At 64.3% G+C, this 12,379-nt stretch carries 9 protein-coding genes; all 9 read right to left on the reverse strand.

The features are described from left to right. Positions 1-103: 103 nt before the first annotated feature. The 9 genes from FEF15_RS06395 to ispH all read right to left on the reverse strand — a co-directional run bounded on the left by FEF15_RS06395 (position 104) and on the right by ispH (position 12,356). Entirely contained in the window at positions 104-5,389 is a 5,286-nt protein-coding gene (locus FEF15_RS06395) for an AAA family ATPase (protein WP_163558318.1), read from the reverse strand. 34 nt (positions 5,390-5,423) lie between these two features. Continuing rightward, a complete protein-coding gene (locus FEF15_RS06400; RefSeq protein WP_163558319.1) occupies positions 5,424-6,977 on the reverse strand; it encodes a hypothetical protein in 1,554 nt (517 codons plus the stop codon). A 159-nt stretch (positions 6,978-7,136) separates the two neighbouring features. Further along, on the reverse strand, positions 7,137-7,835 hold the full coding sequence (locus FEF15_RS06405) for a cyclic nucleotide-binding domain-containing protein (protein ID WP_163558320.1): 699 nt from the start codon (positions 7,833-7,835) through the stop codon (positions 7,137-7,139). Between the two features lie 301 nt (positions 7,836-8,136). Then, positions 8,137-9,429, reverse strand: coding sequence for a pilus assembly PilX N-terminal domain-containing protein (locus FEF15_RS06410; protein ID WP_163558321.1), 1,293 nt, complete (start codon positions 9,427-9,429; stop codon positions 8,137-8,139). Between the two features lie 11 nt (positions 9,430-9,440). Then, positions 9,441-9,890: a prepilin-type N-terminal cleavage/methylation domain-containing protein gene (locus FEF15_RS06415; RefSeq protein WP_163558322.1), complete on the reverse strand. Its 450-nt coding sequence runs from the start codon at positions 9,888-9,890 to the stop codon at positions 9,441-9,443. A 5-nt stretch (positions 9,891-9,895) separates the two neighbouring features. Next, on the reverse strand, positions 9,896-10,312 hold the full coding sequence (locus FEF15_RS06420) for a prepilin-type N-terminal cleavage/methylation domain-containing protein (RefSeq protein ID WP_163558323.1): 417 nt from the start codon (positions 10,310-10,312) through the stop codon (positions 9,896-9,898). Continuing rightward, on the reverse strand, positions 10,309-10,794 hold the full coding sequence (locus FEF15_RS06425) for a GspH/FimT family pseudopilin (RefSeq protein WP_163558363.1): 486 nt from the start codon (positions 10,792-10,794) through the stop codon (positions 10,309-10,311). The genes FEF15_RS06420 and FEF15_RS06425 overlap by 4 nt, the downstream gene beginning before the upstream one ends. After that, complete coding sequence (locus FEF15_RS06430) at positions 10,769-11,197, reverse strand: type IV pilin protein (RefSeq protein WP_163558364.1); 429 nt, start codon at positions 11,195-11,197, stop codon at positions 10,769-10,771. The genes FEF15_RS06425 and FEF15_RS06430 overlap by 26 nt, the downstream gene beginning before the upstream one ends. A gap of 190 nt (positions 11,198-11,387) precedes the next feature. Further along, positions 11,388-12,356, reverse strand: coding sequence for a 4-hydroxy-3-methylbut-2-enyl diphosphate reductase (gene ispH, locus FEF15_RS06435; RefSeq protein WP_163558324.1), 969 nt, complete (start codon positions 12,354-12,356; stop codon positions 11,388-11,390). Positions 12,357-12,379 lie beyond the last annotated feature (23 nt).

The following is a 12,379-nucleotide window of genomic DNA, read 5'->3' on the forward strand; positions in this document are numbered from 1 at the left end:
ACTGACTGAAGGATACCCGAAAAGCGGCCCGGTGCGCGCCAGGGATTGCCGCGGTGCAGGGAAAGGCGACGAGACCAGGCGACCGGCGAGGGCCGTGAGCGGCTCAGCTCGGGGCCTGTGGCGGCAGCAGTACCCCGGCATGGTCGGCCTGGAGCCGACGCGCCACGACGTCGTCCGGATAGGACGCCAGGTAGGCCGCCAGCCGCTGGCTCGCAGCGCTTGAGGCGCCCTCCTGAAAGAGTGCTGTCACCGCCTCGAACTCCTCACGCCCCGCCAGCAGCGTGGCGCGCCGGGCGTCGGGATAGACATCCAGGCACTCGTAGAGGGTCACCGCCTCTCTACGCCCGCGCAGCGCGACGCGCCCCAGACAGCGCAGCGAAACGCGCTCCCGCTGCCGAAGGGTGGCCACCGTGCCCTCACCCACCAGCAGATCGGCGCCATAGTGCTTGGTCAGGCTCTCCAGCCGCGATGCCGTGTTTACCGCATCGCCCAGCACCCCACACTGCATCTGCACCGGGTCGCCAATGGTGCCCAGGATGACCTGGCCCGACTGAACACCGATGCCGAACTGCAACTCGGGCAGCTCGCCACGCCGGTCGTTGTAGCTGGCGAGCCCCCGCGCCATGGCGATCGCGCCGTGCAGGGCGGCATCGGCGCTGTCGGGAAACAGCGCCAGCACGCCATCCCCCAGGTAGCTGCCGATGAAGCCCCCGTTGGCGGTGATGCCGGGCTGGACATGCGCCAGGTAGCGGTTGATGACGCGGATGGTCCCCCCGGGGCCGATCTCCTCGGAGAGGCGCGTGAAGGCGCGCAGGTCTGCGAAGAGCACCGTCATCTGCCGCTCGGCGGCATGGTCGAGCTCCACCTCGGTGATGCTCTCGTAGCCCAGGGACGCCAGCACCTGCTGGGGGACGAAGCGGTGATTGGCCTTGGCCAGGTGGGTCTGGTGCACCAGGGCCTCCTGGACGCGACGGTAGAGGCGCGCATTCTCCAGGGCGATGCCGGTCTGGGTGCCGAGGGCGCGGATCATCGCCACTCGGCCCGGCGGGAACGCCCCCGCGGCGGCATGGTTCTCGAGATAGATCGCCCCGGCCACCCGGCCGGCAATCGAGATCGGCACCCCCAGCAACGACTCCACGCCGGCGCGCGCGACGTGCGCGTTGTCCGCGACCAGGGCATCGCTGCGCGCCTGGTTGACCGCCACCGGCTCGCCGCCGCGCAGGGTCAGCTCGACCACCGGCCCTGCCACGGGCTCGAAGTCCGCCAAGGGGGTGGCCAGCCGCCGGATGCCCTCGCCGCCGACGGCTTCCACCTCGACGGTACGGGTCCCGGCTTCGTCCAGCAGCACCAGCAGCCCCCGGTCGGCGTTCCCAGCGCGCAGCAGCGTCGTCATCAGGCGCTCCAGCAGCGCATCCTGGTCGATCTCGCTGGAGATCGCGCCGACCGCGCCCATCAGGCCCTGAAGGTCCAGGTTGCCGCCGTCCGTGAGCGGCGACGCCGCGTCTGCCAGCGGCGCCTCCTCGGCCAGGTCCAGCGCCCTGGCCGCCTGATGCGCCAGCGACGGACTCCCCCAGCGGGCATAGAGGGCGACGACACGCTGGCCGAGGTGGGCCACCTCCGAGAGGTTGCCGGTCAGGCGCAGCACCTCGGCCAGCCGCTGTAGCGCCAGGGCCTGGAAGAACGGCAGCGCAGGCCCCGCCAGGGAGGCGGCATGATGCAGGGTCAGGACCGCCTCAGCGTGGCGGCCGGCCGCGATCAGCGCCTCGGCCTCGAGCAGGGCCACCCGATGCGCCAGGTTGTCGGGGGCATGCCGGGCCCAGCGGCGCAGTCGCCGCCGCTGCCGGGGCAGGTCGCGCCAGGCCCGGCGCGCCTCGGCGCCCGGCGCGAGGCGGTAGGTATTGAGGCTGCGAAAGAAGACCAGCGTCACCAGCAGGCTCTGCCCCACCAGCCCCTCTTCCTGCGCCGCGATCCGGCGGAAGCGCCGCTCGGCGCGCTCGTGACGCCCCGCCAGGACATCGAGGATCGCGGCCGGCAGCAGGCTCATCACCCGCTGCACCCGGTTGTCCTCACGCTCGAACTCCTGCATGCGGGCGGCGAAATCGAACCAGGGCCCCGAGAGCTCCTCGGGCAGGCTCTTGCGCTGCAGCAGTGCCATCAGCTGTGCCCAGGCCAGGAAGGAATGCTGCGTGTGCGGCTGATTGGCGTCACGGAGGTAGTCGATCACCTGCGGATGGCGGGCGGGAAAGTCCAGCGAGGCCCCTTCCGCCATCCAGGTGTAGACGGCCGCCCCGCCGCTGTAGACCGCGGTCTCCTCGTCGCCCGCCTTGCGACACCACTCCCAGCCCTCCAGCAGCTGAGCCGCCACCTCGCCGTAGGGACGCGTCCAGTGCAGGATGAAGGTGCGCACCACGAAGGCGGCCCGAGCCTGTTCCGGGCCGGGATAGCGACGCCCCACCGCCAGCGACAGCTCGCCGAATGCGCTGCCCCGCTCGATCCAGCCCAGGACACCGCACAGCACCAGCCCCCAGACCGCGAAGCCGTAGGCGGAACTCTTGTTGAGCCCGTGCACCAGGCTCAGCCGGGTGCAGAGGATGCCGATCAGCGGCAGCATGTTGGGATTGCTGAAATAGGCCGTGCTGGCCGAATTCGCCAGCAGCCGCACCGCCTCGATGATCTTGCGGTCCTCCGCCGGAGGCAGCGACGCATAGCGGGACGGCGGGGTGTTCCACTGGTCGAGAAGTGCCCTGACCGTGGCCATCAGCACATGGCCGCGGTGCGGCCTGCGGGCCAGCCTGACCCCCAGCGACCCGGCCGCCTCGACCAGCACGTCGCTGGCCTCCTCGAAGCGGCGCTCGGCGGCCAGGTATTGCAGGCGCAGCCCCTGCACCCAGGCCCGGTCCACCGGGTCGAGGGTCTGAGCGAGCATGTGCTGGGCCAGCGCTTCACACTGCCGCGCCTCCCCCAGGGCCAGCGCGCACTCGGCCAGCCCTTTGTTCAGGCCGAGCACCAGGCCGTGGTGCTCGCACCAGTCCTCGTCGGGCAGCAGCTCGAGGGCCACGCGGAAATAGCGCCGCGCCGTGGCGAAGGCCTGAGCCTGATAGACGGCCCTGCCGGCCTGCAGGCCGATTCGGGCGTAGCGCAGACGCTCGGCCGGCGCCTCGACCAGAGAGGCCCCGTCGATGACGTGGCTGAAGAGCTCGACCACCCGCCCCTTCCGTTCTTCGGGACTCAGCGCCTGCAGCAGCAGGCGCACCACGTTGAGGTGGCGCGAGGCGCGCAGCCGCTCGTCCAGCCGGTCGTGAACCGCCAGGCGAACCTGATCGTGGCGGAAGCGGTAACGGGCCGACTCCAGCCCGGCAAGCTCGGCCTCCGGCACCTTGAGCTGCCCCAGCGCCTGAAAGACTTGGTGGTCACCCCCGTGGGGCACCAGGATGCTCGCCGCAACGGCTGGCTCGAGCCGCGAGGCGGCCTCGCCCTGCGAGAGCAGGTGGACCTGGGCCAGGGTGCGCAGCGTGAAGGTGCTGCCGATGCAGGAGGCCGTCTCGAGCAGGTCCACGGTCGGGGCGGAAAGGCCGTCGATCCGCTCGACGAGAAAGCGCGTCACGCTCTCCGGCACCAGCGCCTCGCCCAGTCGCGCCAGATCCAGCCGCCAGCATCCGGCCGCGGCATCCAGCGTGATCAGGCCCCGCTCCTGCATCGCCTGGAGATACTCGCGCACGAAGAAGGGGTTGCCCCTGGCGACGTGATGGACATGGCGGGCCAGCTCGGCGACGTCGTCCCCATCGCGCGACAGGGTCCTGGCGAGCAAGGCCCGCACGGCCGCCTCGGGCAGGGGCCCCAGCTCGATGCGCTCGCAGTGCGCTACCTGGGCCCGCACCGCCTCGAGGCGGCGGCGCACCGGGTGCTCCGACCACAGCTCGTCGGAACGAAAGCCCAGCATCAGCACCAGGTTCTCCAGGTCGGGGGCCTCGACCAGGGTGCCGATCAGTTCCAGGGAGGCGGGATCGGCCCATTGCAGGTCGTCGAGAAAGAGCACCAGCCGCTCGACCTCATCGGCAAACACGCGCAGAAAGCGCACCACCACGCCGTTGAAGCGCCGGCTGGACTCGTTCGGGGAGGCCTCGTCCAGTTCCGGCTGCGGGCCCAACAGTCCGGCCAGTTCGGGGATGGCGTCGGTCAGCAGCCGACCATGAGGGCCCAGCGCCGCTGCCAGCCGCTCCTTCAGCCGCTGGACCTCGGCCTCTCGTCCCGACAACGCCTGCCGCAGCATGCCGCGGGTGGCCTCGAGGAAGGCGAGGAAGGGCTGATGCTGACGAAACTGGTCGAACTTGCCGGCCCAGAGGCGAATGCCGTGCTCGCGCAGCGAGTAGCGCAGGTGCTGGACCAAGGCCGTCTTGCCGATCCCGCTGGGGCCGGAGACGAGTACCGCCACGCGCTGCGTCGCGGGCGACCCGGTCAGCGCCGCCAGCACCCGCTCGACCTCGCGCTCGCGCCCGAACAGCTGATCCGGCAGCCGACAGTGCATTGCCACGTCGCGCTGCCCCAGCGCGAAGGCACGGATCGCTCCGGTGCGCTGGAACCGCCGCCGGCACTCCTCCAGGTCATGCAGCAAGCCCGTGGCACTGAGGTAGCGATCGTCGGGCTGCTTGTTGAGCAGGCGGGCGACGAGCTCGGCATAGGGGCGGGGCAGGTCCGCTCGCTGCTCGGTGAGCGAGGCGGCCACGCGTGTGGCATGCGCATGGACCAGGGCCGCCGGGTCGGCTTCCGCGAACGGCGGTGACCCGACAGCCAGAAAGTGGAAGATGGCGCCAAGGCTGTAGAGGTCGGAGGGGAAATCGGGCGCGATGGCCAGTTCGCTGCACGCCTCGGGGGCCGCAAAGGCGAGCGCGGCCGACCTCTCCCGGTCGACCGCGTCGAGCGCCCCCGCCTGTTCGGGGCGAAAGGCGAATTCCAGGGTGACGAGCCGGCTTCGCTCGGCCGTGGCGTCGAGCAGGAGGGTATCGGGACACAGGGCCAGATGGACAATGCCCTCGGCGTGCAGCGCCAGGACATTGCGGGCCACGGCGATGGATACCGCGAGCAGTGCGTCGAGGGGCAGACCGCCGGCGGGAACCTGCTGGCGCAGCGGGACCGCCGGCGGGTCACGCCAGACCATGGCGACCCCGGCATCGGTGCGCACGACCACCAACCGCTCGGGTGTCACGCCCGGCGGCAGCTCACCCGCCAGCTCGTAGGCGCGCTGGTAGCGGGCCAGCTGGCGCAGTTCCCCCGTTGGCTGCCTGGGGACTTCGATCAGCACCGCCTCCCCGGCGGGGGAGTGCCCACGATAGAGCAGGGTCGTGGCGGTTGCCGCCAGTCGCGCCTCGACGCGGTAACCGGGTAAGTACATCTCGCCCTCTGGCGACCGCAAGTCGCCTAAGCGTTCAATACTGGATGCTGGCGGGAATGGTGTGCGCGTACTGGTCGGGCGACTCCGCCTGGAGCGGCTGGAATTGCACGCCGCCGTACCGGCCCTTGTCGATGTCCGCACTCACCTGCCGCAAGTCATCATGAAACCGGTCCGCCGCGGCCTGCAGCCCCGAGTCGAGAAACGCATACTGCGTCTCCAGCAGGTTGGGCGGGATGGCCCAGGTGCGAAAGAACATCTCCTGGGCCAGCTCGGCACGCGCCAGGTCGTCCCCCGTGAACACCTCGCCGGGCTTGACCGGCGGTGCCTCGCAGTCGCGAGGCGGGGCCCGCCGGATACGCAGGCATTTGTTGACCGCACTGCGATAGCCGGTCTCGGGGTCACGGTGGGTGATGGCGGTGGCGAAATTCTCGTGATCCCCGCCATGGACGACCGAGTTGTTCCAGATGTAGATGGCCATGGCATGTGCCAAGATCTCGGGCTCGAGGCTCTCGCGGGCATCGGGGAAGCCCAGCACATGGGCGTGGCAGTAGCGGGCCCAGTTCGCCACGTAGCGGCTCTGCTCGGGCGAAGCGAGAATGTGTTCCGCCACGCGACGGGTGAAGGGCAGGAAGGCGTTGTCGAAGTAGCCCTTCAGCCAGGCGACGTAGCGCCCCGGGGTCTCGAGCTGGGGGCGCATGTAGTCGAAGGCGGGATAGGCATTGCCGTAGCGCGATGCCGGCAGGCCGCGGTAGCCCGCCCCGAACAGCTGCTTGACGTTGAAGCCGTTGGCCGTCAGCGGGTCGAAGCGCGTGCCCTGGGCGTTGTTGGCCACCACCGACTCGGCGCTTTCCAGCACGGCATGGTCGAGCGGCAAGGCGTAGGTGCTGTGCGGGGAGAACAGCTGAAACAGCGGATGCGCCACCGGAATCGCGGTCTTGGTGATGGCGTTGACGGCATCCATGGGAAAATGAATCGCCGGATGGACCACGAACAGGATGTGGTAGGAAGCCCCCTGCAGGGCGTAGAGCTTGGCGATGTCCCAGGCGCTGTCCTCGGGTTGAATCCAGACACCGGCCTGGCCCTCGTCATGGCCCAGCTGAATGCAGCGCACGCTGGGCGCCTGACTGTCCGGCTGCTGAATGAAGACCTTGGTCGCGGCGACATGGGTTCCGGGAATCGGGTCGATGAGGTGCATCGCCGAGAAGTCATACTTCCACCAGCGGCCCTCATCGAACGGCAGACCGACCGGGCAGGGCTCGCGATCCCGCTCCTCCAGCGGCCGGTAGAAGCGTGTGAACAGGGTCTCCAGCATCATCTCGTTGAAACGGGCATCGTCCACGCCGTGCCAGCTGTCCAACTGGCGAGCCGCCATCCGGGCCGCCACCGGCTTGAACTGCAGCTGCGCTTCGAGGTAGCGCTTGCCGATGGTCTGCTGGAACAGCAGATCTTCCATCGGCGGAATATGCAGGACCTCGTCAGCGCACTGAAGCGGGTAACTGGGCGATGGCTGCGGCCAGGGCCCCTTGCGGGCATACAGGAACTGCTCGGGAAAATCGCCTTCCTCGGGAACGGGAGCTTGCTGAGACATGGCCGAGCCACCTTCGTCAGGGAATGAGCCGTCGCGAGCCGGGCCGCCAGCAGTGAAGCGAGCCCCGCCTTCCGCCCATGGGAAATCACCACAGTCAAAACCAATAGTCGATGACAGTCAGTTACGTCAATTGACAAAGAGCCGGGCGATGGCCATGCCTCAGACGCCGCTCTGGAGCCGCTCATTGGCGGCCACCAGCTTCATCCGGGTGTCGAGGTAGAGGGTGTTGTCGAGCATCATGCGAAGCTCCGGGTCACGCCGGCAGAGCCGCAGAAGAGCCTCCGTGGTGATGATGAAGTAGCGCGACGGCTCTGCCAGCGTCACGGTGGCCGTTGCCGCTTCGCCGCTGAAGCAGGTCATCTCGCCAATGAAGCTCGGCGGGCGGCAGTGGCCCACCAGCCGCCCGCCCGACCAGACCTCGGCATGGCCCTGGGAGAGATAGATCAGTGCGCCGATGCGTTCCCCCTGGGTGGCCAGGGTGGTGCCCGCCTCGGCACTCTCCCAGCGCCCGGCCTTGAGCAGCCTGCGCGCCATGGGAGCAGTCATGCCGGGGAACTTGGCCTGAATGAACGCCTGCTCCTCGTCGTTGAGGCGCACCAGGTAGCGCAGTATCAACAGCCTCGCCAGGCCGGCGAGGCTAATCAGGATCCACAGGACCTGATTGATCACCGAAGAGAGGTTGAAATTCTGCGACAGCGAGGTCAGCACCAAGGTCGCCCCCAGCAGGTTGATCAGGGTGTAGGGGTAGTTGTTACCGCGCAGAAAACCGAGCTGCAGGCCGGCATAGGCGCCGATGAACAGGGCCACACCGGTCATGCCCAGAACATCGTGGATCAGACCCTCCGGGTAATCCAGCATCGCCCCTCCTGCGAGTCCCGGAACGGACGGCGCCTTGCGTCAACTGCGCCTCCATCGGCATATACTGAGGAAAGGTTAGCAGCATCACGGCTATGCTGCCGGGCAGCGGAATTGATTCTCACCCGCGCCAGGCGTAGCGTGATGAGACACATCCACAGGCAGGGAGGGCCGCTCCATGGCCGATGGGAAAAGCAAGAGCGTGATCAAGCGGGTGTATGTGCCGACGCATGTGAAAGTCGGGCCGAATGGGGAGCGGGTGATTGTGCCGGGGCATTATCGATGACATGCGCTCAAGTTTACTTCAAGGCTCATACCACTCCCCAATGAAATTACCTTCGAATATCAGGGTATCATCTTCTCTCTCATTTTCGAAGTGCCACTTATCTTTTGCTTCCTGGCTCAGCAGGTCAAATGCAGCATTCAAAGAAGCTTGGTCATATCGATAATCATTACCACCTCCCCCAGAAATATCAATTGACACTGGATCATATCCCAAATCGCCGTCTTCGCCACGACGGCTATATTTTGATGTTATGATGGATCCATCAAAATCGCTCCCTCCCCCACCTTTAACGGAATAGTCACCCAGAACAATTATCACGCCATCAAACCCGGGATCACCCTTAAACTCGATATCACCATCAACCACCAGAATCCCGCTACCTTCCACACCTCCTGAAAAATGCTCACTATCGGGCTCTACATAACTGCCTTCAGCATCGTACCCGCCAACACGAGCCACATAGCTGTCTCTACCTGTCAAGAAGTTAATGCCGCTCAACTCACCACTGAGTGAGTCAATCTTGTTGGCCTCGCCATAAACCATTCCAATAAACTCATGAAACCCAGAAATCTTGCTTTCCCTTAATATTGGCTCGGATATATTGCTATCTATACCACCTCGATAATTGCATAGCCGATAATTTTGACCACCTGTGTCTTTACAGGCACCATCGGGGGGAAAGTACACACCATCCTCGACAACGGGATCATCATCATTATCACCCAGCAATGAATCGATTATCCTTTCTGCTGAAGCAACATCCATGGTACTGATTGCCGCATTAGTTCTTCCATAAAGCTCTTCCTCTTTCGTGCCATCATATTCTGCTTGCGAGCTTACTGGGCTGAAAAAGTCGATAGGTGAAGGTATCGTTTTTGGCGAAAGGCCAAGGAAGCCTACTCCAGCCGGGTCAATGATTGCCACGACCTCACGGGAAGCTCCCACTCCACCTATCACCCCCTTGCCCTTGACGAAATGAACATTTTCCGAAACTGATTTACCTAATACATAATAGCAACTCGCCTTTTCCAGGCTGGCTGTACAGAGATCACCATCTTGTTTAAAATCCACACTTTCAATATCTGAAACCTCATGGAAATCCAGTGTCGTTAAACTTCTTTTATCTTTTATATCAGCAATCTTTTCTGAAACAGCCAACTCCGCTACCATCTGCGCTTCAGTTGTCGCCTTGTAATTTCCCGCCAGTCGCTCGTCAACCAGCGACGACTGCATACCGGAAAGGCCGAGCATCAGCGACATGGTCAGCATGGAGAGGACGACGACCAGTGCAGCACCATTTTGCTGTTTCATATGACACCCCATCAATTGGCAACGGCTTCCGTACGGTTCATGGCGTGAAATACAAACTCATCATAACCCTTTTCATTATTACTCTTCAACTTAAGCGTTATCACATATGGCCAACTCGATTCATCAACAATATCTGAATCATCGTACAGCCCATCAACAACCGGCTCGCCTTCGTAAACGATACTATAGCTATCACCATTCACCGAAGGAGATATAGTATATTTATCTGAATCATAATCTCCACGACGAATCTCACGAAGCAATACATCAGCAGCAAACGTTAGCGCCGCTTGCTTATCAGCCAATTCCTCTACTTTTCTGAAGTTCTGAAACCCTGTCAGAAAAAACTGGCCGGCACCCAGAATGATGACGAGGCCGATCAGCAGCGCCACCATCAGCTCGACTAGGGAGAATCCTCCCTGCTTCGCACTGCATGTCAGCGCCGGCCTTGTCTCATCCATTGCATTTACCCTGAGATATCCGGCAGACGGTATAGGTATTCAAAGCGTCCATCTCCTGCTTCAAGGCGGTTTTCTTCCCAGTTCACCGTTGCCTTGTATTCGCAGTCTTTTTCTTCCGAAACCTGACTATTTCCTGCATCCGACATGATTTTCCCGTCACCGAACCATTGCTCGACCCAATCGCTGGAGAGGGCTGAAATGTCCGAACCACTAGGACAGCCATTCAGTTCAGCCAATTTCGCCCATGTTCTTTCCTGGGCATCTATGGCAGCCAAAGTCGCTACGGATCTCTGATACCCCGCATGCGCACTCTGCAGCGACTTGATCTGCATGGCGGCAACGCCAAGAAGACCAATGGAAAGCACCACCAGCGCCACCAGCGCTTCGATCAGGGTGAAGCCGCTTTGCTGCTTCGTCTTCATGAGCCACCTCGACCGATTCTGCCGAACCCACTGATTTCGATGCTCTTGCTGTCACCAGTGTCATGGGTGACCGTCAGTGTGCATCCGCCATCGCAGTCGGAGCTCTCGACGATCCGCCCCAGCCTGTCGAACTCGACGACGTTGCCGTCCGAAACCGTCACCTCATCGCCGGTGGATTCACGAATGCGAATGGCACTACCGCTTCCGTCGTCTGTCACGTAGACCCGATACTCCCATGGCGAGCTGGCCATGACCTCGAAGGAAACTTCCTCCCTCCGCTTGATGGCCTCGCTGCGGGCGAGATACAGGCCGGAGAGGATCTGGTTGTAATCGCTGTTGAGCCGGTTGGTGGCCATCATGCTCTGAAACCCCGGAATGGCGATCGTCGCCATGATGACGATCACGGCGATGGTGATAAGCAGCTCGATCAGCGTGAAGCCGCGCTGCCACATGCCGTCACCAGCAACCGGATTGGGCTGCATCCGTCTCTCCGGTTTCATCGACGCTCAAGGTGCCGCATGCATCGCTCGTTTGAGAGCCCGAAGGAGTGGCCGTAACGTCGAAAGTGCTGCCATCGGCTGTGATCGAGAAGCTGTAGTAATCGCTCTGGGCATTGGCATTGCTCTCGGCTGTAGTGGCCGGAGTGCAGCTCGAATAGCTGTAGCTGTCCGTGTAGCAGCGCTCCAGCGCACCAGCGATATCCATCAGGAAGGACTGCGCTTCCGCTCGCCGACCTCTCTCCACATACCCCGTGTAACTCGGGTAGGCAATCGACGCCAAGATGCCGATGATGGCCACGGCGATCAGCAACTCGATCAGCGTGAAGCCGGCGCTTCGGCGTGCCGTGTGCGGCGGAGTTGGGGGCTGGCGTCGGCGGCGATGCATCACGCGGGGCGTCTCCCTGACTGGTTACGTTCGGTTTCAGTATGTGGCAACTCAGTCGTTAGTGCCAGGACCAGGATCAAGAATGCCGGGCATCGGCCCGGCATTCCTGTTGAAATTCGACTGACGGGTCTCGCCAGGCGAGAACCAACCTTGTAGCACCTGGAAGGACTAGGTGACTAGTCGCTGGCGGCTAATCACTGGCAATGAGGCGCTCGCGCAGCTCCCGCGGCATGGAGAAGGTGATGGTCTCCTCGCGGCCAGCGAGCTCCTCGGGCGCCGTGGCGCCGAGGCTTTCCAGGCGCTCGATCACCCCCTTGACCAGCACCTCGGGGGCGCTGGCGCCGGCGGTGACGCCCACCGAGGTCACGCCTTCCAGCCAGGCCGGGTCGATCTGCTCGGCGTTGTCGATCAGGTAGGCGGGGGTGCCGACCCGCTCGGAGAGCTCGCGCAGGCGGTTGGAGTTGGAGCTGTTGGGGCTGCCCACCACCAGCAGCAGGTCGCTGCCGGCGGCCAGGTCACGCACGGCGTCCTGGCGGTTCTGGGTGGCGTAGCAGATGTCGTCCTTGCGCGGCCCGTCGATGGCGGGAAACTTGGCGCGCAGGGCGTCGATCACCTTGGCGGTGTCGTCCATGGAGAGCGTGGTCTGGGTGACGAAGGAGAGGTGCGCCGGGTCCTTGACCTCCAGCGCTGCCACGTCCTGCTCGTCTTCCACCAGGTAGATCCGCCCGCCATGAGAGGTGTCATAGCGGCCCATGGTGCCTTCCACCTCGGGGTGGCCTTCATGGCCGATCAGGATGCACTCCTGGCCGCGCTTGGCGTAGCGCAGCACCTCCATGTGCACCTTGGTGACCAGCGGGCAGGTGGCGTCGAAGACCTTGAGGCCGCGGCGCTCGGCGTCCTCCTGCACGGCGCGGGAGACGCCGTGGGCGGAGAAGATGACGATGACGTCGTCGGGCACCTCGTCGAGCTCCTCGACGAACACCGCCCCGCGCTCGCGCAGGCTGTCGACCACGAAGCGGTTGTGGACCACCTCGTGGCGCACGTAGATGGGCGGGCCGAAGACGTCCAGCGCGCGGTTGACGATCTCGATGGCGCGGTCGACGCCGGCGCAGAAGCCGCGCGGATTGGCCAGCCTGATCTGCAAAGAATTAGCTTGCATGGTTACGTTGCCTTGATGCTCGA

Origin of the sequence: Halomonas sp. NO4, from assembly GCF_010994375.1 — a bacterium.
Classification (GTDB): Bacteria; Pseudomonadota; Gammaproteobacteria; order Pseudomonadales; family Halomonadaceae; genus Halomonas.

What these genes read in the sequence shown, in the direction of transcription:
- FEF15_RS06395 (WP_163558318.1), bottom strand. Translation starts at nt 5,389, where the DNA reads ATGTACTTACCCGGTTACCGCGTCGAGGCGCGACTGGCGGCAACCGCC.
- FEF15_RS06400 (WP_163558319.1), bottom strand. Translation starts at nt 6,977, where the DNA reads ATGTCTCAGCAAGCTCCCGTTCCCGAGGAAGGCGATTTTCCCGAGCAG.
- FEF15_RS06405 (WP_163558320.1), bottom strand. Translation starts at nt 7,835, where the DNA reads ATGCTGGATTACCCGGAGGGTCTGATCCACGATGTTCTGGGCATGACC.
- FEF15_RS06410 (WP_163558321.1), bottom strand. Translation starts at nt 9,429, where the DNA reads ATGAAACAGCAAAATGGTGCTGCACTGGTCGTCGTCCTCTCCATGCTG.
- FEF15_RS06415 (WP_163558322.1), bottom strand. Translation starts at nt 9,890, where the DNA reads ATGGATGAGACAAGGCCGGCGCTGACATGCAGTGCGAAGCAGGGAGGA.
- FEF15_RS06420 (WP_163558323.1), bottom strand. Translation starts at nt 10,312, where the DNA reads ATGAAGACGAAGCAGCAAAGCGGCTTCACCCTGATCGAAGCGCTGGTG.
- FEF15_RS06425 (WP_163558363.1), bottom strand. Translation starts at nt 10,794, where the DNA reads ATGCAGCCCAATCCGGTTGCTGGTGACGGCATGTGGCAGCGCGGCTTC.
- FEF15_RS06430 (WP_163558364.1), bottom strand. Translation starts at nt 11,197, where the DNA reads ATGCATCGCCGCCGACGCCAGCCCCCAACTCCGCCGCACACGGCACGC.
- ispH (WP_163558324.1), bottom strand. Translation starts at nt 12,356, where the DNA reads ATGCAAGCTAATTCTTTGCAGATCAGGCTGGCCAATCCGCGCGGCTTC.